Origin of the sequence: Streptomyces sp. NBC_01320 (assembly GCF_035974375.1) — a bacterium.
Taxonomy (GTDB): Bacteria; Actinomycetota; Actinomycetes; order Streptomycetales; family Streptomycetaceae; genus Streptomyces; species Streptomyces yanii.
This window is the reverse complement of sequence record NZ_CP108390.1, coordinates 5,480,792-5,503,173: the sequence shown is the minus strand read 5'-3', so window position 1 is coordinate 5,503,173 and position 22,382 is coordinate 5,480,792. Positions and strand designations below refer to the sequence as shown.

Annotated in this window: 20 protein-coding genes and 1 pseudogene; 17 read left to right on the top strand and 4 right to left on the bottom strand. The window is 69.5% G+C overall.

The window, feature by feature from the left end:
* Positions 1 to 44: 44 nt before the first annotated feature.
* The 3 genes from OG395_RS24895 to OG395_RS24885 all read left to right on the top strand — a co-directional run bounded on the left by OG395_RS24895 (position 45) and on the right by OG395_RS24885 (position 3,908).
* The gene (locus OG395_RS24895; RefSeq protein WP_327244906.1) at positions 45 to 1,775 is read left to right on the top strand and encodes a serine/threonine-protein kinase; all 1,731 of its coding nucleotides are present in this window, start codon (positions 45 to 47) and stop codon (positions 1,773 to 1,775) included.
* Positions 1,776 to 1,847: 72 nt separating this feature from the next.
* On the top strand, positions 1,848 to 3,047 hold the full coding sequence (mqnC, locus tag OG395_RS24890; RefSeq protein WP_327244905.1) for a cyclic dehypoxanthinyl futalosine synthase: 1,200 nt from the start codon (positions 1,848 to 1,850) through the stop codon (positions 3,045 to 3,047).
* A gap of 207 nt (positions 3,048 to 3,254) precedes the next feature.
* On the top strand, positions 3,255 to 3,908 hold the full coding sequence (locus OG395_RS24885; protein WP_327244904.1) for an imidazolonepropionase-like domain-containing protein: 654 nt from the start codon (positions 3,255 to 3,257) through the stop codon (positions 3,906 to 3,908).
* 15 nt (positions 3,909 to 3,923) lie between these two features.
* Here OG395_RS24885 and OG395_RS24880 read toward each other — a convergent pair.
* Positions 3,924 to 4,232, bottom strand: a pseudogene (locus OG395_RS24880) (DUF3152 domain-containing protein); the annotation flags it as partial.
* Positions 4,233 to 4,361: 129 nt separating this feature from the next.
* Here OG395_RS24880 and OG395_RS24875 point away from each other — a divergent pair.
* A complete protein-coding gene (locus OG395_RS24875; RefSeq protein ID WP_327244903.1) occupies positions 4,362 to 5,054 on the top strand; it encodes a demethylmenaquinone methyltransferase in 693 nt (230 codons plus the stop codon).
* A gap of 209 nt (positions 5,055 to 5,263) precedes the next feature.
* On the opposite strand, the gene OG395_RS24870 is transcribed toward OG395_RS24875, so the two are convergent.
* Entirely contained in the window at positions 5,264 to 5,788 is a 525-nt protein-coding gene (locus OG395_RS24870) for a GNAT family N-acetyltransferase (protein ID WP_327249447.1), read from the bottom strand.
* A gap of 97 nt (positions 5,789 to 5,885) precedes the next feature.
* On the opposite strand from OG395_RS24870, the gene OG395_RS24865 reads away from it, so the two are divergent.
* A complete protein-coding gene (locus OG395_RS24865) occupies positions 5,886 to 7,169 on the top strand; it encodes a geranylgeranyl reductase family protein (RefSeq protein WP_327244902.1) in 1,284 nt (427 codons plus the stop codon).
* Between the two features lie 128 nt (positions 7,170 to 7,297).
* On the opposite strand, the gene OG395_RS24860 is transcribed toward OG395_RS24865, so the two are convergent.
* The gene (locus OG395_RS24860; RefSeq protein ID WP_327244901.1) at positions 7,298 to 7,810 is read right to left on the bottom strand and encodes a DinB family protein; all 513 of its coding nucleotides are present in this window, start codon (positions 7,808 to 7,810) and stop codon (positions 7,298 to 7,300) included.
* Between the two features lie 165 nt (positions 7,811 to 7,975).
* Positions 7,976 to 8,785, bottom strand: coding sequence for a C40 family peptidase (locus OG395_RS24855; protein WP_327244900.1), 810 nt, complete (start codon positions 8,783 to 8,785; stop codon positions 7,976 to 7,978).
* A 795-nt stretch (positions 8,786 to 9,580) separates the two neighbouring features.
* Between OG395_RS24855 and OG395_RS24850 the strand changes: the two genes are divergently transcribed.
* Genes OG395_RS24850 through nuoL form a run of 12 tightly spaced genes read left to right on the top strand, consistent with a single transcriptional unit; the run spans position 9,581 to position 22,382 of the window.
* Complete coding sequence (locus OG395_RS24850; RefSeq protein WP_040024216.1) at positions 9,581 to 9,940, top strand: NADH-quinone oxidoreductase subunit A; 360 nt, start codon at positions 9,581 to 9,583, stop codon at positions 9,938 to 9,940.
* An 18-nt stretch (positions 9,941 to 9,958) separates the two neighbouring features.
* Positions 9,959 to 10,513 carry a NuoB/complex I 20 kDa subunit family protein gene (locus OG395_RS24845; protein ID WP_030926341.1) on the top strand — a complete coding sequence of 185 codons (555 nt, stop codon included), beginning with the start codon at positions 9,959 to 9,961 and terminating at the stop codon, positions 10,511 to 10,513.
* On the top strand, positions 10,510 to 11,220 hold the full coding sequence (locus OG395_RS24840) for an NADH-quinone oxidoreductase subunit C (protein WP_327244899.1): 711 nt from the start codon (positions 10,510 to 10,512) through the stop codon (positions 11,218 to 11,220). The genes OG395_RS24845 and OG395_RS24840 overlap by 4 nt, the downstream gene beginning before the upstream one ends.
* Complete coding sequence (locus tag OG395_RS24835) at positions 11,220 to 12,542, top strand: NADH-quinone oxidoreductase subunit D (protein WP_327244898.1); 1,323 nt, start codon at positions 11,220 to 11,222, stop codon at positions 12,540 to 12,542. Before OG395_RS24840 ends, OG395_RS24835 begins: the two co-directional genes overlap by 1 nt.
* Before the next feature lie 29 nt (positions 12,543 to 12,571).
* Positions 12,572 to 13,399 carry an NADH-quinone oxidoreductase subunit NuoE gene (gene nuoE, locus OG395_RS24830; RefSeq protein ID WP_327249446.1) on the top strand — a complete coding sequence of 276 codons (828 nt, stop codon included), beginning with the start codon at positions 12,572 to 12,574 and terminating at the stop codon, positions 13,397 to 13,399.
* A complete protein-coding gene (gene nuoF, locus OG395_RS24825) occupies positions 13,396 to 14,778 on the top strand; it encodes an NADH-quinone oxidoreductase subunit NuoF (RefSeq protein ID WP_327244897.1) in 1,383 nt (460 codons plus the stop codon). Before nuoE ends, nuoF begins: the two co-directional genes overlap by 4 nt.
* Positions 14,775 to 17,321, top strand: a complete 2,547-nt coding sequence (locus OG395_RS24820) for an NADH-quinone oxidoreductase subunit G (protein ID WP_327244896.1) — start codon at positions 14,775 to 14,777, stop codon at positions 17,319 to 17,321. The genes nuoF and OG395_RS24820 overlap by 4 nt, the downstream gene beginning before the upstream one ends.
* Positions 17,318 to 18,745 carry an NADH-quinone oxidoreductase subunit NuoH gene (gene nuoH / locus OG395_RS24815; RefSeq protein ID WP_327244895.1) on the top strand — a complete coding sequence of 476 codons (1,428 nt, stop codon included), beginning with the start codon at positions 17,318 to 17,320 and terminating at the stop codon, positions 18,743 to 18,745. Before OG395_RS24820 ends, nuoH begins: the two co-directional genes overlap by 4 nt.
* Complete coding sequence (gene nuoI / locus OG395_RS24810) at positions 18,738 to 19,352, top strand: NADH-quinone oxidoreductase subunit NuoI (protein WP_327244894.1); 615 nt, start codon at positions 18,738 to 18,740, stop codon at positions 19,350 to 19,352. Before nuoH ends, nuoI begins: the two co-directional genes overlap by 8 nt.
* Positions 19,349 to 20,176, top strand: a complete 828-nt coding sequence (locus OG395_RS24805; protein WP_266982719.1) for an NADH-quinone oxidoreductase subunit J — start codon at positions 19,349 to 19,351, stop codon at positions 20,174 to 20,176. The genes nuoI and OG395_RS24805 overlap by 4 nt, the downstream gene beginning before the upstream one ends.
* Positions 20,173 to 20,472, top strand: a complete 300-nt coding sequence (gene nuoK / locus OG395_RS24800; protein ID WP_037693122.1) for an NADH-quinone oxidoreductase subunit NuoK — start codon at positions 20,173 to 20,175, stop codon at positions 20,470 to 20,472. Before OG395_RS24805 ends, nuoK begins: the two co-directional genes overlap by 4 nt.
* A gap of 14 nt (positions 20,473 to 20,486) precedes the next feature.
* Positions 20,487 to 22,382 carry an NADH-quinone oxidoreductase subunit L gene (gene nuoL / locus OG395_RS24795; RefSeq protein ID WP_327244893.1) on the top strand — a complete coding sequence of 632 codons (1,896 nt, stop codon included), beginning with the start codon at positions 20,487 to 20,489 and terminating at the stop codon, positions 22,380 to 22,382.

Genomic DNA, 22,382 nt, shown 5'->3' with positions numbered 1-22,382 from the left:
TAGGCTTCGGTCGGAGGTCCGGCCGGTCCACAGGGGGAGTCCATATGCAGCCGCTGGAAGCCGGCGAACCGCTCACCATCGGTTCCTACCGGCTGCTCGGCAGACTCGGTGCGGGCGGCATGGGCCGGGTGTATCTGGGACGCAGCGCGGGCGGACGCACCGTCGCGGTCAAGGTCGTCCATCCGCACTTCGCACTCGACGAACAGTTCCGTGCCCGGTTCCGGCGCGAGGTCGACGCGGCGCGGCGGATCGGCGCCCAGTGGACGGCGCCCGTCCTGGACGCCGCCCCGGACGCACCCGTGCCATGGGTCGCCACCGGCTATGTCGCCGGACCCCCGCTGTCGGCCGCGGTCACCGAGCACGGGCCACTGCCCGAGCAGGCGGTGCGGACTCTGGGCGCCGGACTCGCGGAGGCCCTGGCCGCCGTGCACGGGCAGGGGCTCATCCACCGTGACGTGAAGCCGTCCAACGTCCTGCTCGCCCTCGACGGCCCCCGTCTCATCGACTTCGGCATCGCCCGCGCGATCGACGCCACTGCCTCGCTCACCTCCACCGGGGTCTCGGTCGGCTCGCCCGGCTACATGGCACCGGAGCAGATCCGGGGCCTGGAGATCTCGGGCGCCGCCGATGTCTTCTCGCTCGGCGCGGTGCTCGCGTACGCGGCGACGGGCGACGCCCCCTTCCTCGGCGACTCCTCGGCGGTGCTCCTCTACAAGGTGGTGCACGAGGAGCCGGAGCTGGGTGAGATCGAGGGCGAGCTGCGGGACGTGATCGCCACGTGCCTGGCGAAGGACCCGGCGCGTCGGCCCACCCCGACGGAGCTCGCCCGGCGGCTGGTACCCGGCGGGGCGGCGGCGGCGGTGGCGGCGGGCTGGCTCCCCGGACCGCTGGAGCGTGAGGTCAGCCGCTCGGCAGTGGCGCTGCTGGACCTGGAGCCGCAGGACGGGCCCGTGCAGTCGGGACCGGTGCCGTTCAGCAACGCCTCCCTCACCGCCCACGGCTTGGCCGACAGCAACGGCGCGCTCGGAGTGTTCGGGCCGCCGGTCGAGCCGACCCGCCCGCCCCGGACGTTCCCGTCGGCCGAGGCCGGGGATTACAACTCGGGCGGGCTCCCCGGCCCCCGTACCGCCGACTCCCGGTTCTCCGTCACCGTCGGCGCCGACTCCGAACCCGGCCTCCCCGACCGGAACCGCGGCCGCAGGCTCAGCTGCACCGTGGCCCTCGCCGTGGCGGGCGCGCTCGCCGCCGTGACCGTCGGCAGCGCCCTCCTGTTCGACCTGCTGCCGGGCAGCGGTGGCGGCGACGCCGAGCACGGCGGGGCCGCCCAACCCCCCGCCGCTTCCTCCAGCGCGTCGCCGGACCCGGCGGACGAGGGCACCGGCGGCGCGGACCAGGTGACCGCGCTGCCCAAGACGTTCGTCGGTACCTGGAAGGGGCCGCTGACCGAGAAGACGACCGGACAGTCGCACGGCACCCTCACCGCGGTGTTCACCGAGGGGAAGAAGGGCACGGACGTCGTCCGTATGAGCACCACCCTCTCCACTCTCGGAGTGACCGTCAGCTGCAACAGCATCGCGGAGCTCTCCTCCGGCACCGCCGAGGAACTGACCCTCCGGGAGCGCGCCGACCCGGACCGGCCCGGCACCGCCGGGCTCTGCACGGACACCACGACCGACGTCACCTTCACCCTCGCCGAGGACGGCACACTCCGCTTCCGGTCCGAGGAGCGCGGCGCGGGACTTCCGTACGGCACACTCGCCCGGTCCGGCAGCTGACCCGGGGAGGGGCTGGCGTAGGCTGAACCGGTCCGTAGATCCGTTGAAAAACCGCCGAAAGGTGACAGCCCGGTGACCGAGAAGGCCGACCTCCAGCCCATCCTCGACCGAGCCGCCGAAGGCGGCCGGATCACTCCGGAGGAGGCCCTCGACCTCTACCGGTCGGCGCCCCTGCACGCGCTGGGCGCGGCCGCCGACGCCGTGCGCCGACGCCGCTACGCCGGTACGGAGCACATCGCGACGTACATCATCGAGCGCAACATCAACTACACCAACGTGTGCGTCACGGCCTGCAAGTTCTGCGCCTTCTACGCCGCACCGAAGGACACCGCCAAGGGCTGGTCCCGCGACCTCGACGACATCCTGCGCCGCTGCGCGGAGACCGTCGAGCTCGGCGGCACGCAGATCATGTTCCAGGGCGGACACCACCCGGACTACGGCGTCGAGTACTACGAGGAGCACTTCTCCGCGATCAAGAAGGCGTTCCCGCAGCTGGTCATCCACTCGCTGGGTGCCTCCGAGATCGAGCACATGGCCCGGATCTCCAAGGTCTCCGTGGAGGAGGCCATCCAGCGGATCCACGCCGCCGGTCTCGACTCCTTCGCGGGAGCCGGTGCCGAGCTGCTGCCGGCCCGGCCGCGCAAGGCGATCGCCCCGCTCAAGGAGTCCGGCGAGCGCTGGCTGGAGATCATGGAGGCGGCGCACCGGCTCGGTGTCGAATCCACCTCCACGATGCTGATGGGCACCGGCGAGACCAACGCCGAGCGCATCGAGCACCTGCGGATGATCCGCGACGTACAGGACCGGACCGATGGCTTCCGCGCGTTCATCCCGTACACGTACCAGCCGGAGAACAACCACCTGAAGGGCCGGACGCAGGCCACGCTCTTCGAGTACCTGCGGATGATCGCCATCGCCCGGCTCTTCCTCGACAACGTCGCCCACATCCAGGGCTCCTGGCTGACCACCGGCAAGGAGGTCGGCCAGCTGTCGCTGCACTACGGCGCCGACGACCTCGGCTCGATCATGCTGGAGGAGAACGTCGTCTCCTCCGCCGGTGCCAAGCACCGCTCCAACCGCCTGGAGATCATCGACCTGATCCGCAAGGCGGGCCGTGTCCCGGCGCAGCGCGCCACGACGTACGAGCACCTCGTCGTCCACGACGACCCGGCGAACGACCCGGTCGACGAGCGCGTCGTCTCGCACATCTCGTCCACCGCGATCGAGGGCGGCACCGCACACCCGGAGCTCAAGCTCCTCAGCGCCAACTGAGGCCGACCGGCGCATGGGGGGCGGAAGAAGGAGCGGGGCTGGGTGTGTGCGGCCGCAAGGCGGAGGATTGAGGCAGATGGGGTCTCCCCTGCTCGAGCGCAGTCGAGAGCCTGGGGAAGGAGCCATGGTGATTGACGACAACGCGGCAGATGTGCGTGCCCGGCACCGCGACGCCGCCCCCCATCTGCCGGTCGGTCCGGGGCTGCTTTGCTGACTGTTCACGCCGCGCCGCTGGTTCTTCCGGTCGGCGCGGCGGCCGTCGCGCAGGGCGCGGTCGCCGTGGACGGCGACCGGATCGTCGCCGTCGGACCGTACGACGAGGTCGTCGCCGCCCACCCGGCGGCCCGGGTCCGCCAGTGGCCGGGCGTCCTGACGCCCGGTCTGCGGCAGTGGCATGCCGTCTGGCTGCTGACCCGCTGCTACCACCCCGACCCGCGCGAGGCGGACCAGCTCGGCGACCGGCCGCTGTGGGGCGAGGCGTTCGAACAGCTGGCCGCGGAGATGGACGCGGCGCGGCGGGCGGGCAGCGTACGGCGCGGGCTGCAGCAGATGCTGCGGCACGGCACCACACACCTCGCGGGCCGGTTCCACGACCCGGTCGTCCGCACCGCCGTGTACCGAGCGGGGCTGACCGAGGTCCCAGCCGTCGCCGCCCCCGGCATCCTGGTCGGCGAACCGAGCCTGGACCCGTTCGTGGAGGGCCATGACCTGCCCGGCTCCGTGCACGGCCCGCTCGCCGTCGGCGGCCGCGCCGACCTCGCCGTCTTCGACGTACCGGACGAGGACGCGCTCTGCGCGGCGGGCGCCGGGGCGTGCGTCGCCACGGTGCTCGGCGGGCGGCTGGTGTACCGGCGGCGGTAGGCGCTCCGGAGCCCGTCAGAGGACGGGCGGGCCGCTTACGTACCTGCCCGTGGCCGTGTACGGCCAGGGGTTGGCGACGCGCCCCCGCAAACCGTCGATCTGCTGCATCATCGCGGGCGCGGGGCGCCCGGTACTCGGCGAGCGGCCCGTCGGACTGCGGCGACCCCCGCATCCACCGCTTCAGGTTCACCACGACGTGCTGCCGACGCGGCAGTTGACCTCGCCCCGCGTGTGCAGCCCGTACGCCCCGCAGAGCCGGTCGACGATGTCCGGCGTCGCGATACGGATCACCGGACCGGCCGGACCCGAGCCGACCTGCCGGAATGCGTCGTGACAGATCGCGGGCGCTCTCCGCCGTCGCGCCCACAAGGTTGAAGCCGGCTTCCGAGCAGCTCCGGGCGCCGACGCACGACCGGCGCGAGGCCTCCGCGGCCGGGCTGCTTGAATGGGTGGGTGACCCGAGCATCCCTGGACAAGCAGCCGCACGAAGTCGCCTCGATGTTCGACGACGTGGCGGCGAACTACGACCTCACCAACGATGTGCTGTCGCTCGGCCAGGCCCGGCTGTGGCGCAAGGAGGTCGCGAAGGCGGTGCACGCCCGCCCCGCGGAGAAGGTCCTCGACCTGGCCGCGGGCACGGCGACGTCCTCGCTGCCGTTCGCCGCGACCGGCGCGTACGTCGTGCCGTGCGACTTCTCCGTCGGCATGCTGCAGGTCGGCAAGAAGCGTCATCCCTGGCTGCCGTTCACCGCGGGCGACGCCACGAAGCTGCCGTTCCGCGACGAGACGTTCGACGCGGTGACGATCTCCTTCGGGCTGCGCAACGTCCAGGACACGGAGGGGGCACTGCGCGAGCTGTACCGGGTGACCAAGCCGGGCGGCCGCGTGGTCATCTGTGAGTTCTCGCAGCCGACCTGGGCGCCGTTCCGCACGGTCTACACCGAGTACCTGATGCGGGCACTGCCGCCGGTCGCCCGCGCGGTGTCGTCCAACCCCGACGCGTACGTCTATCTCGCCGAGTCCATCCGTGCCTGGCCCGATCAGGCCGGGCTCGCGCAGCTGCTGCAGAAGGCGGGCTGGGCGAAGGTGGCCTGGCGGAATCTGACCGGTGGTGTGGTGGCGCTGCACCGGGGCGTACGTCCCTGACGCAGACCGCCGCCCCGCAGCGAGTGAGACGAGGACAAGCAGAGCGGCGAGACGATCCACGCGATCGACCAGAGCTACATCGCCGACGACGGCACCGAGTACGCGATCTGCACCACCGAACGCGACAGCTACTGGCCGGACGCCCGGCAGATCTTCGACACCGCCCTGTCCACCTGAACCTCGACGACTCCGACTGACCGACCGCCGCCTCACGCCTCCAGCCCCAGCCGGAAACAGCAGACCTCCTGCCCCGGCTGCGGGGTCGCGAAGCTCTCCGCGCGCTGCATCCCCAGCCGCCGGGCGACGGCGATCGACCGTTCGTTGCGCGCGTCGATCGTCGCCACCACCCGGTCCACCCCCGCCGCGCGCACCCGCTCCAGGGTGAGGCGCGCGGCGGCGGTGGCATAACCCCGGCCCCAGGCGGCCCGGCCGAGCCGCCAGCCGATCTCGATCTCGCCGACCGGGCCGTATGCGGTCTGCGGCCACGGCTGCGCACCGGTGAAGCCGAGGACCTCGCCGTCCTCGTCGAGCACGGTCCACAGACAGAAGCCGAGCTCCGCGTCGTACCTGCGCTGGCGCGCGGTCCACTCCTCGTACAGCGAGAGTTCCGCCGATGCGCCGCCGAAGAACTCCATCACCTCCGGGTCGTCGAACGCCCGGTGCCAGGCAACGGCGTCCTCGTCGGTCGGGACACGCAGCTGTACGGAGGGGCCGGGGGAGTGCACGGTCGACATCGGGGAGCCCTTCGGAAGGTCGGTCAGCAGGCACCCATAGACTGCACGGGACATGTGCCGCGCGGCACGCGATTTCGAGTCTTCGGGAGATCCGACCGTGACCGAGCCCCTGTCCGAACACAGCGCGGATGTGATCGTCGTCGGGGCAGGCCCAGCCGGCTCCACGACCGCGTACTACCTCGCCAAGGCCGGACTCGACGTTCTCCTGCTGGAGAAGACCGCCTTCCCGCGCGAGAAGGTCTGCGGCGACGGTCTCACCCCGCGCGCCACCAAGCAGCTCGTCGCCATGGGCATCGACATCTCCGAAGAGGCCGGCTGGCTGCGCAACAAGGGTCTGCGCATCATCGGCGGCGGCGTCCGGCTGCAGCTGGACTGGCCGGACCTCGCCTCGTACCCGGACTACGGACTGGTCCGCAAGCGCGACGACTTCGACGAGCAGCTGGCCCGCCAGGCGCAGAAGGCGGGCGCCCGGCTGTACGAGCGGTGCAATGTCGGCGCCCCGATCATCGACGAGCGCACCGGCCGCATCACCGGTGTGAACGCGAAGCTCGGCGAGGAGAAGACCCCGGTCACCTTCCACGCCCCGCTCGTCGTCGCCGCCGACGGCAACTCCACCCGGCTGTCGCTCGCCATGGGCCTGCACCGCCGCGAGGACCGCCCGATGGGCGTCGCGGTCCGTACCTACTTCACCTCCCCGCGCCACGACGACGACTACCTGGAGTCCTGGCTGGAGCTGTGGGACCGGCGCGGCCCCCAGGACCGACTGCTGCCCGGCTACGGCTGGATCTTCGGCATGGGCGACGGTACGTCCAACGTCGGCCTCGGCATCCTCAACTCGTCGTCCGCCTTCAAGGAGCTGGACTGGCGCGAGGTCCTCAAGGCGTGGTGCGCGTCCATGCCGGAGGACTGGGGTTACACCCCGGAGAACATGACGATGCCGATCCGCGGCGCCGCGCTCCCCATGGCGTTCAACCGCCAGCCGCACTACACCAAGGGGCTACTGCTCGTCGGTGACGCGGGGGGCATGGTCAACCCGTTCAACGGCGAAGGCATCGCGTACGCCATGGAGTCGGGCCAGATCGCCGCGGACGTCATCGTCCAGGCGCATGCCCGCGCGACCCCCGCCCAGCGCGAACTGGCGCTGCACAACTACCCGAAGATCCTCAAGGAGACCTACGGCGGCTACTACACGATGGGCCGCGCCTTCGTGAAGCTGATCGGCAACCCGAAGGTCATGAAGATCGCCACCCAGCGCGGTCTGACGCACCCGCTGCTGATGAAGTTCACGCTGAAGATGCTCGCCAACCTCACCGACCCGACCGGTGGCGACGCGATGGACCGCATCATCAACGGCCTCTCGAAGGTGGCCCCGAAGGCCTGACCGTCATTCCCGTCGGCGTCCTCGCTCGGTCCATGAGCGAGGCGCCGGCGATCTCCGTGATGCGTGTGAGGCGTTGAGCCCGCTGTCCCGCTGCACGGATCCGGGGGCGGGCGGCGTCCCCGGCCGGGTCAGTAGTAGCCCTTCTCGCCGTCGATGATCTCCCGTACGGCATCGAGATGACCGGCGTGCCGGGCGGTCTCCTCGATCATGTGGAACAGCATCCACCGCAGATTCGCGGAGGCGATCTCGAAGTCGGGATGACGGCCCACGTCCTCCAGGGCGTGGGCCTCGACGATCTCGTCGGTGACGGCGCACTGCTGCTCGTACTCCTTGAGGAGCTGCGCGAGCGGAATGCCGTCGACCCGCATGTCGGCATCCTCGGTGTCCGGGTCGAACCGCGGCCCCACGGCGGGCCGGCCGAGGAACATCACCTCGAAGCAGCAATGCTCGACCCAGCGCAGATGCGAGACGATCCCTGCGGCCGACAGACGGGGCGAGGCGGGGAGCACGGCCCGGTGCGCATCGGTCTCGGACAGCCCCTCGCACTTCCAGTGGACGACCGCCCGCTGCATGTCGAACCAGCCGAGCAACTGGGTCCGCTCGTCGGCTTCGTACGGAGGGCGTATACGCGGGCGGGTCATGGGAGTTGAAGCTACCCCGACCGGGATCGCGTGCGCAGGCGGATCCGGGAACGGAAAAGGCACCGGGGCGGCAACGACAGCACCGGGCCCACCGCTCCACGACGAAGGGCCGTCGCTCCCGAGCGGGGGAGTGACGGCCCTTCGCCGTGTTCGCGCGCTTGTGAATCAGAGAACGCGGACCGCGCCCGACGGCGGGTCGTAGCTCAGCGGGCGCTGCACCACACCGGTGCTGGAGTTCTGCGCACCGACGAACTGGCCGCCGCCCACGTAGACGCCGACGTGGTACGCGGAGCCCGCGCCGCCCCAGTAGAGGATGTCGCCGGGCTGGAGGTTGCTCAGCGAGACCTGGGTGCCGGCGGTCGACTGGGCCTGCGAGACGCGCGGGAGGTCGACGCCCACCGTGCGGAACGCGGCCTGGACCAGGCCGGAGCAGTCCCAGGAGTTGGGGCCGGTGCCGCCGGACACGTATGCGTCGCCGACCTGCGCCTTGACGAACGCGATGACGGACGCGGCGGAGCCGGTGGCGCTCGAGGAGGAGGAGGCCACGGCGGTGGAGCCGGACGCGCTGAGCGTCGTGCGGGCCTCGGAGCGGGAGGCGCGCAGGGCGGCCTCCGCCTTGGCCTTGGCGGCCGCCTCTGCCTTCTTCTTGGCCTCCGCCTTGCGGACCGCCTCGGCCTTGGCCTTCGTGGCGGCCTTGGCCGCGCTGGTGGCTGCGGCGTCCTCGTGGGCCTGCGTCTCCAGGTCCAGAGCGACCTGCTGCGTGGCCTCGGCGGACGCGGCGACGGAGGTGGAGAGCCCGGAGGTGAGGGTGGGCATCTCGATGGTCTGGGTCACCGGCTCGGCCTGGGCCGGACCGGCAGCGCCTGCGACCGCGATGGTGCTGAGGACGCCACCGGCAACTCCGGCCCTCAGCGCCGTTTTCGGGGCGCTTCGACGGGGCTTCCGGTGGCTGGGTATGTGAGCGGTGTGGGACATGAGTACTAGCGCTATCAGGGCCCCTGGGTTCCCTTCAAGAAACGTGTGTTGCGACACAGTTACGTTCGGAATCTGTGAATCCGCTTCCTGGCGGCCCTTATTGACGCCGTAACGGGCAAACCGGGCATGCATGATCACGGCTGTGATCACGGGCTTTCAGTAATTCGCCCGAATTGCCCGTCGCTTACCATCCGTTCACACCGATGGCCAAGCCCGCTTTTGCTGAAGGTCTTGCGGAGTGATGCAGGTCACAGCATGGCTGTCGTGTGGTGGGCATACGAGCGGTCGGCGCGCGCGGCGGCGTCGATGGAGGGGTGGCCGGCGCGGTGGGTGGCGCGGTGGCCGGCGCGGCGGGCGACGTTTCGTCCGGAAGGCCGCGAATGTGCGCACGCGTCCACATCGCTCCCCGCGAGCCCCTCGCACGGGTGACCCGGAGTGGGGCGGATTCTCTTATCACCACCCAGCCGTCCATTGCCAATTTGCTCGTTGAGGCGTCTGATTGTTAGAGGAGCATCGCCTTGACCAGCAACAACAACACCAGATGTCACGTCTCGTGATCGCGCGGCCGCTTTGCGTACGAAGATCACTCCTCATCCGGCTTCATGATCCTTCGCCGGGTGGTGGAGATCACAAAGCCGGTGTAGTACCCCGTGTCGCAGATCACAGGACGGCAGGCATAGGATGCGGGGCAGTCGGGCTTGTGAACTGCCTCACATGTGCACGATCTTGGTGAGGTGGCGAGCCGGTCGCCCGATGCGGTCCAACGGTCAAGGACGACTGGAAGGAGCGAGGAGCGTGAATGCCTACGCGCCCATCCTCGTGCTCGGCGCCATCGGGGCAGGGTTTGCGATCTTCTCCGTGGTCATGGCCACGCTTATCGGCCCGAAGCGGTACAACCGAGCAAAGCTCGAAGCGTACGAGTGCGGTATTGAACCCACCCCCACTCCAGCCGGAGGCGGCCGCTTCCCCATCAAGTACTACCTGACGGCGATGCTCTTCATCGTCTTCGACATCGAGATCGTCTTCCTCTATCCCTGGGCGGTCACCTTCGACGCCCTGGGGATCTTCGGGCTCGTCGAGATGCTGCTCTTCGTGCTCACCGTCTTCGTCGCCTATGCGTATGTATGGCGTCGCGGCGGCCTGGAATGGGACTGAGGGGCTGAGGGGCACACCATGGGACTCGAAGAGAAGCTGCCCAGCGGCTTCGTGCTGACCACTGTCGAGCAGGCCGCCGGCTGGGTGCGGAAATCCTCCGTCTTCCCCGCGACGTTCGGTCTCGCCTGCTGCGCCATCGAGATGATGACGACCGGGGCCGGGCGCTACGACCTGGCCCGATTCGGGATGGAGGTCTTCCGCGGATCGCCGCGGCAGGCGGATCTGATGATCGTGGCAGGGCGGGTCAGTCAGAAGATGGCGCCCGTCCTGCGGCAGGTCTACGACCAGATGCCGAACCCCAAGTGGGTTATCTCCATGGGGGTTTGTGCATCATCGGGTGGGATGTTCAACAATTACGCCATTGTGCAGGGTGTTGATCACATTGTCCCGGTCGATATCTATTTGCCGGGTTGTCCGCCACGCCCCGAGATGCTGATGGACGCCATTCTCAAGCTCCACCAGAAGATCCAGGGCTCCAAGCTCGGGGTCAACGCGGAGGAGGCCGCCCGCGAGGCGGAGGACGCGGCACTCAAGGCGCTTCCCCTGATCGAGATGAAGGGGCTGCTGCGGTGAGCGACGAGCAGAACAGCAACGGCGTACCCGCGCCCCGCGACGAGACCGGCGAGGTCATCGGCGTACGGAAGGGCATGTTCGGCGCCAACAACGGCGGCGACACCTCCGGCTACGGCGGTCTCGTCCGCACGGTGACGCTGCCGGGCGCCACGTCCCGGCCGTACGGCGGCTGGTTCGACGAGGTGGCCGACGAGCTCGAAGGGGCCCTGGAGGAGCAGGACCTGCTTCCCGAGAACGCCATCGAGAAGACCGTCGTCGACCGCGGTGAGCTCACCTTCCACATCGCCCGCGAGCACTTGCCCACCGTGGCTCGAACCCTGCGCGACGACCCGGCCCTGCGCTTCGAGCTCTGTACCGGGGTGAGCGGTGTCCACTTCCTCGGCGACAAGGGCCGCGAACTGCACGCCGTCTACCATCTGCGGTCGATCACCCACGGCCGGCTGATCCGGCTGGAGGTCTCGGCCCCGGACAGCGACCCGCACGTCCCGTCGCTCGTCGCGGTCTATCCGACCAACGACTGGCACGAGCGCGAGACCTACGACTTCTTCGGGCTCATCTTCGACGGGCACCCGGCCCTCACCCGGATCATGATGCCGGACGACTGGCAGGGCTTCCCGCAGCGCAAGGACTACCCGCTCGGTGGCATCGCCGTCGAGTACAAGGGCGCCCAGATCCCGGCTCCGGACCAGCGGAGGTCGTACTCCTGATGACTACTCCCCATGCAACGCCTCGCGCCACGACCGAGGGGACCGTATATACAGTCACCGGCGGTGACTGGGACGAGGTCGTCGAGTCGGCGGTCAAGTCCGACGACGAGCGCATCATCGTCAACATGGGTCCCCAGCACCCGTCCACGCACGGCGTGCTGCGGCTGATCCTGGAGATCGACGGCGAGACCGTCACCGAGGCCCGATGCGGCATCGGCTACCTCCACACCGGCATCGAGAAGAACCTCGAATTCCGGAACTGGACGCAGGGCACCACCTTCGTCACGCGCATGGATTACCTGACGCCGTTCTTCAACGAGACGGCGTACTGTCTGGGCGTCGAGAAGCTCCTCGGCATCGAGGACCAGATCCCCGACCGGGCGACGGTCCTGCGCGTGCTCCTGATGGAGCTCAACCGGATCTCCTCGCACCTGGTGTGCATCGCCACGGGCGGCATGGAGCTCGGCGCGACCACGATCATGATCTACGGGTTCCGCGATCGTGAACTCGTTCTCGATCTCTTCGAGCTGATCACCGGGCTCCGGATGAACCACGCGTTCGTCCGGCCCGGCGGACTCGCCCAGGACCTGCCGCCGGGCGCGGTCGACCAGCTGCGCGAGTTCGTGAAGACCATGAAGAAGAACCTGCCGGAGTACGACAAGCTCGCCACCGGCAACCCCATCTTCAAGGCCCGCATGCAGGACGTCGGCTATCTCGACCTGACCGGCTGCATGGCGCTCGGCGCCACCGGCCCGATCCTGCGCTCCGCCGGACTCCCGCACGACCTGCGCAAGACCAATCCCTACTGCGGCTACGAGACCTACGAATTCGACGTCCCCACCGCCGACAGCTGCGACGCCTACGGCCGCTTCCTCATCCGTCTGGAAGAGATGCGGCAGTCGCTGCGGATCATCGAGCAGTGCATCGACCGGCTCGCCCCCGGACCGGTCATGGTCGCCGACAAGAAGATCGCCTGGCCCGCTCAGCTCGCGCTGGGACCCGACGGGCTCGGCAACTCGCTCGACCACATCAAGAAGATCATGGGGACCTCCATGGAGGCCCTGATCCACCACTTCAAGCTGGTGACCGAGGGCTTCAGGGTCCCGGCCGGACAGACGTACACCGCCGTCGAGTCGCCCAAGGGCGAGCTCGGCGTGCATGTCGTCTCGGACGGCGGAACCCGCCCCTACCGGGTCCACTTCCGCGACCCGTCCTTCACCAATCTGCAGGCCATGGCGGCGATGTGCGAGGGCGGCCAGGTCGCCGACGTCATCGTCGCCGTCGCGTCCATCGACCCCGTGATGGGAGGCGTCGACCGGTGACCGAAGCACGTCAGGAAGTCAGTCTGGGGATGCCGCAGCTCCCCGCCCCCGCCTACCCGGCCGAGGTGCGCGCCAGGCTCGAAGCGGACGCGAAGGAGGTGATCGCCCGCTACCCCGACAGCCGCTCCGCGCTGCTGCCGCTGCTGCACCTGGTGCAGTCCGAGGAGGGATACGTCTCCCGCACGGGCATGGCGCTCTGCGCCGAGCTGCTCGGCCTCACCACCGCCGAGGTCACCGCGGTCGCCACCTTCTACACGATGTACCGGCGCAAGCCCAGCGGCGACTACCAGGTGGGAGTCTGCACCAACACGCTGTGTGCGGTGATGGGCGGCGACGCCATCTTCGACCGGCTGAAGCAGCACCTCGGCGTCGGCAACAACGAGACGACCGAGGACGGCAAGGTCACCCTCGAACACATCGAGTGCAACGCGGCCTGCGACTTCGCACCCGTGGTGATGGTCAACTGGGAGTTCTTCGACAACCAGACGCCCGAGAGCGCGACGCAGCTCGTCGACGACCTGATCGCCGGGCGCACCGTCGAACCCACCCGCGGCGCCCCGCTCTGCTCGTACAAGGAGACCGCGCGGATCCTGGCCGGCTTCCCCGACCAGCGCCCCGGCGCCGTCGAGGCGACCGGCGGAGCGGGCCCCGCCTCGCTGGTCGGCCTCCGGCTGGCGAAGGGCGAGGAACTGCACCCGAAGGTCGTCGCCCCGCGCGGCGAGCAGGCCCGCACAGACGCTCCGCAGGACCGTCCGCAGCCGGGCGCCGAGCACCTCAGCTCCCATGACGCACCGCAGCAGACCTCCGCATCCGACCCGGACCACCCGGCCGGTCCCGCAGCAGAGGAGGGAGAGTGATGACGTTGGCAGCCGAAATCAACGACGGGGGCGGCAACAACAGCGGGGCCAGCCCCGAGAAGCTGCTCTCGCCCGTGCTCTCCGCCTTCTGGGACGAGCCCGAGTCCTGGACCCTGGACACCTACAGGCGGCACGGCGGCTACGAGGGGCTGCGCAAGGCCCTCGCCATGTCCCCGGACGACCTCATCGCGTACGTCAAGGACTCCGGACTGCGCGGCCGCGGCGGCGCGGGCTTCCCCACCGGCATGAAGTGGCAGTTCATCCCGCAGGGCGACGGCAAGCCGCACTACCTGGTGGTCAACGCCGACGAGTCGGAGCCCGGGACCTGCAAGGACATCCCGCTCCTGTTCGCCAACCCGCACAGCCTCATCGAAGGCATCGTGATCGCCTGCTATGCGATCCGCTCCTCGCACGCCTTCATCTATCTGCGCGGTGAAGTCGTCCCGGTACTGCGGCGCCTGCACGAAGCCGTGCGCGAGGCGTACGAAGCGGGCTACCTCGGGACGAGCATCCTGGGCTCGGGGCTCGACCTGGAACTCACCGTGCACGCGGGCGCGGGCGCGTACATCTGTGGTGAGGAGACCGCACTGCTCGACTCGCTCGAAGGGCGACGCGGCCAGCCCCGGCTGCGGCCCCCCTTCCCCGCGGTCGCCGGTCTGTACGCCTGCCCCACCGTGGTGAACAACGTCGAGTCCATCGCCTCGGTTCCCGCGATCCTGAACAAGGGCAAGGACTGGTTCAAGTCGATGGGCAGCGAGAAGTCCCCGGGCTTCACGCTGTACTCGCTCAGCGGCCACGTCGCCAGCCCCGGACAGTACGAGGCCCCGCTCGGCATCACGCTGCGCCAGCTGCTCGACATGAGCGGCGGCATGCGCGCCGGCCACCGGCTGAAGTTCTGGACCCCGGGCGGCTCCTCCACCCCGATGTTCACCGACGAGCACCTCGACGTGCCCCTCGACTACGAGGGCGTCGGCGCCGCCGGTTCCATGCTCGGCACCAAGGCGCTCCAGTGCTTCGACGAGACGACCTGCGTCGTACGGGCCGTCACCCGCTGGACCGAGTTCTACGCCCATGAGTCCTGCGGCAAGTGCACGCCATGCCGTGAAGGCACCTACTGGCTCGTCCAGTTGCTCCGCGACATCGAGGCCGGCAAGGGACAGATGGCCGACCTCGACAAGCTGAACGACATCGCCGACAACATCAACGGCAAGTCCTTCTGCGCCCTCGGCGACGGTGCCGCCTCGCCGATCTTCTCCTCGCTGAAGTACTTCCGCGAGGAGTACGAGCGGCACATCACCGGCCGGGGCTGCCCCTTCGATCCCGCAAAGTCGACCGCCTGGGCCGACGACAAGAACGCTCACCAGGGGGTGAACGCATGACAGTCACCACAAGTGCGCCCTCCGGGGGCGGCGAGGCGGCGGTCCCGCCCGAGGACCTTGTCACGCTGACGATCGACGGCATCGAGATCAGCGTGCCCAAGGGCACGCTGGTCATCCGCGCCGCCGAACTCCTCGGCATCGAGATCCCGCGCTTCTGCGACCACCCGCTCCTCGACCCGGTCGGCGCCTGCCGTCAGTGCATCGTCGAGGTCGAGGGCCAGCGCAAGCCGATGGCGTCCTGCACCATCACGTGCACCGACGGCATGGTGGTCAAGTCGCAGCTCACCTCGCCGGTCGCCGACAAGGCGCAGCGCGGCGTGATGGAGCTGCTGCTCATCAACCACCCGCTGGACTGCCCGGTCTGCGACAAGGGCGGCGAGTGCCCGCTGCAGAACCAGGCGATGTCGCACGGCGACCCGGACTCCCGGTTCGACGGAAAGAAGCGGACGTACGAGAAGCCCGTCCCGATCTCCACCCAGGTGCTGCTGGACCGTGAGCGGTGTGTGCTCTGCGCGCGCTGCACCCGGTTCTCCAACCAGGTGGCGGGCGATCCCATGATCGAGCTGATCGAGCGCGGCGCGCTCCAGCAGGTCGGCACGGGCGAGGGCGACCCGTTCGAGTCGTACTTCTCCGGCAACACCATCCAGATCTGCCCGGTCGGCGCGCTCACCTCGGCGGCGTACCGGTTCCGCTCCCGCCCCTTCGACCTGGTGTCGTCGCCGTCGGTGTGCGAACACTGCGCGGGCGGCTGCGCGACCCGCACCGATCACCGGCGCGGCAAGGTCATGCGGCGGCTCGCCGCCAACGACCCCGAGGTCAACGAGGAGTGGGTCTGCGACAAGGGTCGCTTCGGTTTCCGCTACGCGCAGCAGCGGGACCGGCTCACCACGCCGCTGGTACGGAACGCGGACGGTGTCCTCGAACCGGCGAGCTGGCCCGAGGCACTGGCTGCCGCGGCCGCCGGGCTCGCCGCCGCACGCGGCAGGACCGGCGTCCTCACCGGCGGCCGGCTGACCGTCGAGGACGCGTACGCGTACAGCAAGTTCGCCCGGATCGCCCTCGATACGAACGACATCGACTTCCGGGCCCGGGTGCACAGCAGCGAGGAGGCCGACTTCCTGGCCGCCCGCGTCGCCGGGCGCGGACGCGACCAGGGGGGTACCTCCCTGTTCGAGCGAAGCCGAGAACTCGGGGGAGGCAGCGGGATCACCTACACCTCGCTGGAGAAGGCTCCGACCGTCCTGCTGGTCGGCTTCGAGTCCGAGGAGGAGGCGCCCGGCGTCTTCCTGCGGCTGCGCAAGGCCCACCGCAAGCACGGCCAGCGCACCTTCGCCGTCGCCTCGCACGCCACCCGCGGTCTGGAGAAGGTGGGCGGCACGCTGCTGCCCGCCGCGCCCGGCACCGAGACCGAGTGGCTGGACGCGATCGCGGGCGGCGTCGGGCTCGACGGCGACGGAGCCGCGGCGGCCGAGGCGCTGCGCGGCGAGGGCGCCGTGATCGTGGTGGGCGAACGGCTGGCCGGCGTACCGGGCGGGCTGACCGCCGCGGTACGGGCGGCCACCGCGACCGGGTCCCGCCTGGTGTGGATCCCGCGCCGGGCCGGCGAGCGCGGTGCGGTGGAGGCGGGCGCGCTCCCGTCGCTGCTGCCCGGCGGCCGCCCGGCCACCGACCCGCGTGCCAGGGACGAGGTGGCGGCCGTATGGGGCGTCGCCGAACTCCCCTCCCGGTTCGGCCGCGACACCGGCCAGATCGTCGAGGCCGCCGCCACCGGCGAACTGGGCGCGCTGCTCGTCGCCGGCGTCGAGGCCGTCGACCTGCCGGACCCGGCACGCGCCCTGGAGGCACTGGACCAGGTCGGCTTCCTGGTCTCGCTGGAGCTGAGGCCCAGCGAGGTCACCGAGCGGGCCGACGTGGTGTTCCCGGTCGCCGCGGTGGCCGAGAAGGCCGGAACCTTCCTCAACTGGGAGGGCAGGGCCCGGATGTTCGAGGCCGCGCTCAAGCCCGAGCAGCTGACGCGGGCGCCCGCCCCGACGGACGCCCGGGTCCTGCACATGCTGGCCGACGCGCTGGACGTCCACTTCGCGCTGCCGGATGTGAAGTCCGTACGCCGTGAGCTGGACCGGCTCGGCGGCTGGACCGGTACGCGCGCCACCGACCCGCACGAGTCGGCGCAGCCGCTGCCCCGGCCCGGCGACGGTGAGGCGGTCCTCGCGGGCCACCGGCTGCTGCTCGACCAGGGGCGGCTCCAGGAGGGCGACGCGGCGCTGGCCGGCACCCGGCACGCGGCGGTCGCCCGGCTCTCCGCCGTCACCGCCGCCGAGACGGGTGTGAAGGACGGCGATCTGTTGGCCGTCACCGGACCGTCCGGCAGCGTCGAACTCCCGCTGCAGGTCACCGACATGCCGGACCGGGTGGTCTGGGTGCCGCTGAACTCCGTCGGGCGGGGCGTACCGGCCGACACCGGCGCCCACCCCGGCGGTCTGGTCCGGATCGGCCCCGCCGCACCGGGTACTCCCGACGTCACACCGGAGGTGCGAGCGTGACTGCCCTCGCTCAACTGGCCTCGGCACCCGACCGTGCCGTACTCGCCGCCGAGGATCTGTCGATGTTCGGCACCGACCCCTGGTGGCTCGTCGTCGTCAAGGCGGTGTTCTGCTTCGCGTTCCTGATGGTGACCGTGCTCTTCTCCATCGTGTGGGAGCGCAAGGTCGTCGCCTGGATGCAGCTGCGCATCGGCCCCAACCGGCACGGCCCCTGGGGCATGCTCCAGTCGCTCGCCGACGGCATCAAGCTGATGCTGAAGGAAGACGTCATCGTCAAGCGGGCGGACAAGGTCGTCTATGTCCTCGCGCCGATCGTCGCCGCCGTACCGGCGTTCATGGCGATCGCCGTGATCCCGTTCGGGCCGTCCGGCAACGAGGTCTCGATCTTCGGCCACCGTACGGCGATGCAGCTCACCGACCTGCCGATCGCGATGCTCTACGTCCTCGCGGTCGCGTCGGTCGGGATCTACGGCATCGTGCTGGCCGGCTGGTCCTCCGGATCGACGTACCCGCTGCTCGGCGGATTGCGCTCCTGCGCGCAGATGATCTCGTACGAGATCGCGATGGGCGCCGCGTTCGCCTCCGTCTTCCTCTACTCCGGGTCGATGTCGACCTCGAAGATCGTGGAGGCGCAGCAGGACCGCTGGTTCATCATCCTGCTGCCGGTCTCGTTCATCATCTACATCGTCACCATGGTCGGTGAGACCAACCGCGCCCCGTTCGACATGCCGGAGTCCGAGGGCGACCTCGTCGGCGGCTTCAACACCGAGTACTCGTCGATCAAGTTCGCGATGTTCATGCTCGCCGAGTACGTCAACATGGTCACCGTCTCCGCCGTCTCCACGACGCTGTTCCTGGGCGGCTGGCGGGCCCCGTGGCCGATCAGCACCTTCTGGGAGGGCGCGAACCACGGCTGGTGGCCGATGCTCTGGTTCGTCCTCAAGGTCCAGCTGCTGCTGTTCTTCTTCATCTGGCTGCGCGGCACGCTGCCCCGCGTCCGCTACGACCAGCTGATGAAGCTCGGCTGGAAGGTCCTGATCCCGGTCTCCGTGGTCTGGCTGATGCTGGTCGCGACCGTGCGGGCGCTGCGCAACGAGGGCTACGACTTCTCGAAGATCGTGCTGTACGTGGCCGGGGCCGTGATCGCGATCCTGCTGATCTCCTTCGTCGTCGACATCTTCCGGGACCGCTCGGCCAAGGCGGCCGGGGCGGCCGGGACGGAAGCCGGACCCCGGCCGGAGTTCGACCCGATGGCGGGCGGATTCCCGGTGCCACCGCTGCCCGGACAGACCCTGCCGCCGGTACCGCGCCGCAGGCCACGGCACGAGCGGGAGCTCGTTGTCAGTGGCGGGCCGGACACTCAGAGTGACGGCAGTCAGATTGGTGGAAGTCCGAGTGACGGAAAGGAGGCTGACGGTGTCTGAGCCATCGGAGCCCACTGGGGACAAGTTCCAGAATCCTGTGGCCGGCTTCGGCGTGACCTTCAAGGCCATGTTCAAGAAGCGGCTGACCGAGCAGTACCCCGAACAGCAGAAGGTGACGGCGCCGCGCTTCCACGGCAGGCACCAGCTCAACCGTCACCCGGACGGCCTGGAGAAGTGCGTCGGCTGCGAGCTGTGCGCCTGGGCCTGTCCCGCTGACGCCATCTATGTGGAGGGCGCGGACAACACCGACGAGGAGCGCTACTCCCCGGGTGAGCGCTACGGCCGCGTCTACCAGATCAACTACGCGCGCTGCATTCTCTGCGGACTGTGCATCGAGGCGTGCCCGACCCGGGCGCTCACGATGACCAATGAGTTCGAGCTCGCCAACACCACCCGCGAAAGCCTCATCTACACCAAGGACGAGCTGCTCGCGGGCCTGGAGGAGGGCATGGTCGACACTCCGCACGCGATCTTCCCGGGCATGGACGAGCAGGACTACTACCGGGGGCTGGTCACCGAGGCGGCGCCCGGCACGGAGCGTCAGGTCGCGGTCTCCAAGGGGGAGTCCAAGGAGCAGGCGGCCAAGGACGAGGAGGTGGACGCATGACCGGCCTGGCCGCAGCGGCCTCCACCACATCGACCGGCGAGGCCTTCCAGTTCTGGGTGCTCGGCACGGTCGCCGTGATCGGCGCGCTGTCCACCGTGCTGATGAAGAAAGCCGTGCACAGCGCGCTGAGCCTCGCCGGGACCATGATCGTCCTGGCGGTGTTCTACCTGGCCAACGGCGCCTACTTCCTCGGCGTCGTCCAGATCGTCGTCTACACCGGCGCGATCATGATGCTGTTCCTCTTCGTGGTCATGCTCGTCGGCGTCACGGCGGCGGACTCGCTGAAGGAGACCCTCAAGGGCCAGCGCTGGCTGGCCGCGGGATGCGGGCTCGGCTTCGGCGTCCTGCTGATCGCGGGCATCGGCAACGCCTCGCTGAACAGCTTCAACGGTCTCGGCACCGCGAACGCCGCGCACGGCGGAAACGTCGAGGGGCTGGCCAGCCTCATCTTCACCAAGTACGTCTTCGCCTTCGAGATCACCGGCGCCCTGCTGATCACGGCGACGGTCGGCGCGATGGTGCTCACCCACCGGGAGCGCACCGAACGGGCCAAGACCCAGCGGGAGATGTCGCAGGAGCGCGTACGCGGCAAGCACCTGCCGCCGCTGCCCGCCCCCGGCGTCTACGCCCGGCACAACGCCGTGGACATCGCCGGTCTGCTCCCGGACGGCACCGCGTCCGAGCTCACCGTCATGCAGACACTGCGGCAGCGCGGCCAGATCCGCGACGTGTCGAACGAGTCGCTGGCCGACCTCAAGGCGCTGGAGCAGCGCTCCGAGGAGCGGCTCGGCCGTGACCAGGACGAAGAGGAGGTCACCAAGTGAATCCGGTCAACTACCTCTATCTCTCCGCCCTGTTGTTCACCATCGGAGCGTCCGGGGTGCTGATCAGGCGGAACGCGATCGTGGTGTTCATGTGCGTGGAGCTGATGCTCAACGCCTGCAACCTCGCGTTCGTCACCTTCTCCCGGATGCACGGCAACCTCGACGGCCAGATCATCGCCTTCTTCACGATGGTCGTCGCCGCCGCCGAGGTCGTGGTCGGGCTCGCGATCATCGTGTCGCTGTTCCGTTCCCGCCACTCGGCCTCGGTCGACGACGCCAGCCTGATGAAGCTGTAAGGGGACGCTGAATCGTGGACAACCTCATTGCGCTGCTCGTCGCGGCGCCCCTGCTCGGAGCGGCCGTGCTGCTCTGCGGCGGTCGACGGCTGGACCGCTTCGGACACTGGATCGGCACGCTGCTCGCCGCCGCGTCGTTCGTCATCGGTGCGGTGCTCTTCGTGGACATGCTGGGGAAGGGCGCCGACCAACGGGCGCTGCACCAGTACCTGTTCAGCTGGATCCCGGTCGAGGGTTTCCAGGCCGATGTGGCCTTCCAGCTCGACCAGCTGTCGATGACCTTCGTGCTGCTGATCACCGGTGTGGGCACCCTGATCCACATCTACTCGATCGGCTACATGGAGCACGATGAGCGCCGGCGCCGATTCTTCGGCTATCTGAACCTGTTCCTCGCCGCGATGCTCCTGCTGGTCATCGCGGACAACTACCTGCTGCTGTACGTCGGGTGGGAGGGCGTCGGTCTGGCGTCGTACCTGCTGATCGGCTTCTGGCAGCACAAGCCCAGCGCGGCCACCGCCGCCAAGAAGGCGTTCCTGGTCAACCGGGTCGGCGACATGGGCCTGTCGATCGCGATCATGCTGATGTTCACCACATTCGGCACCTTCGCCTTCGGCCCCGTCCTGGCCTCCACCGGGGAGACGAGCGAGGGCAAGCTGACGGCGATCGGCCTGATGCTGCTGCTCGCCGCCTGCGGCAAGTCGGCCCAGGTGCCGCTGCAGTCCTGGCTCGGTGACGCGATGGAGGGCCCGACCCCGGTCTCGGCCCTCATCCACGCCGCCACCATGGTGACCGCGGGCGTCTACCTGATCGTCCGCTCGGGCGCGATCTTCAACGCCGCCCCGGACGCGCAACTGGTCGTCGTGGTCGTCGGTGGGGTCACGCTGCTCTTCGGTGCGATCGTCGGTTGCGCGAAGGACGACATCAAGAAGGCCCTCGCCGGGTCGACGATGTCGCAGATCGGCTACATGATCCTGGCCGCCGGGCTCGGCCCGATCGGCTATGTCTTCGCGATCATGCACCTGGTGACGCACGGCTTCTTCAAGGCCGGGCTCTTCCTCGGCGCAGGTTCGGTCATGCACGGCATGAACGACGAGGTCGACATGCGGAAGTTCGGCGGCCTGCGCAGGTACATGCCGGTCACCTTCATCACCTTCGGCCTCGGCTACCTGGCGATCATCGGTTTCCCCGGCCTGTCCGGGTTCTTCTCCAAGGACAAGATCATCGAGGCGGCGTTCGCCAAGGGCGGCACCGAGGGCTGGATCCTCGGCGCCGTCACGCTGCTGGGCGCCGCGATCACCGCGTTCTACATGACGCGCGTGATGCTGCTGACGTTCTTCGGCGAGAAGCGCTGGCAACCCGACGCCGAGGGGCACGATCCGCACCCGCACGAGTCCCCGAAGTCGATGACCATCCCCATGATCGTCCTCGCGTTCGGTTCGGTCTTCGCCGGAGGGTTCTTCTCCCTCGGTGACCGCTTCCTGAACTGGCTGGAGCCGGTCACCGGACACAGCCACGGAGACTCCCCCGTCAGCGCCATGACGGTCACCGCCGCCACCATGGTGGTGCTCGTCATCGGCGTCGCCATCGCGTGGGCGATGTACGGCCGCGGACCGGTCCCGGTCGTCGCCCCGCGCGGCTCGCTGCTCACCCGGGCCGCCCGCCGCGATCTCCTCCAGGACGACTTCAACCACGTGGTCCTGGTCCGCGGCGGCGAGCACCTCACCCGCTCCCTGGTGTACGTCGACCACACCCTGGTCGACGGCGTGGTCAACGGCACGGCCGCAACGATGGGCGGGCTCTCCGGCCGGCTGCGCAAGCTGCAGAACGGCTACGCCCGCTCCTACGCGGTCTCGATGTTCGGCGGTACGGCGGTCGTCATCGCCGCGACCCTGCTGATGAGGGCGGTCTGA

Coding starts and splice junctions, on each gene's coding strand:
- OG395_RS24895 (WP_327244906.1), top strand. CDS start 45: ATGCAGCCGCTGGAAGCCGGCGAACCGCTCACCATCGGTTCCTACCGG.
- OG395_RS24870 (WP_327249447.1), bottom strand. CDS start 5,788: ATGTCGACCGTGCACTCCCCCGGCCCCTCCGTACAGCTGCGTGTCCCG.
- OG395_RS24860 (WP_327244901.1), bottom strand. CDS start 7,810: ATGACCCGCCCGCGTATACGCCCTCCGTACGAAGCCGACGAGCGGACC.
- OG395_RS24855 (WP_327244900.1), bottom strand. CDS start 8,785: ATGTCCCACACCGCTCACATACCCAGCCACCGGAAGCCCCGTCGAAGC.
- OG395_RS24845 (WP_030926341.1), top strand. CDS start 9,959: ATGGGACTCGAAGAGAAGCTGCCCAGCGGCTTCGTGCTGACCACTGTC.
- OG395_RS24835 (WP_327244898.1), top strand. CDS start 11,220: ATGACTACTCCCCATGCAACGCCTCGCGCCACGACCGAGGGGACCGTA.
- nuoE (WP_327249446.1), top strand. CDS start 12,572: ATGCCGCAGCTCCCCGCCCCCGCCTACCCGGCCGAGGTGCGCGCCAGG.
- OG395_RS24820 (WP_327244896.1), top strand. CDS start 14,775: ATGACAGTCACCACAAGTGCGCCCTCCGGGGGCGGCGAGGCGGCGGTC.
- OG395_RS24805 (WP_266982719.1), top strand. CDS start 19,349: ATGACCGGCCTGGCCGCAGCGGCCTCCACCACATCGACCGGCGAGGCC.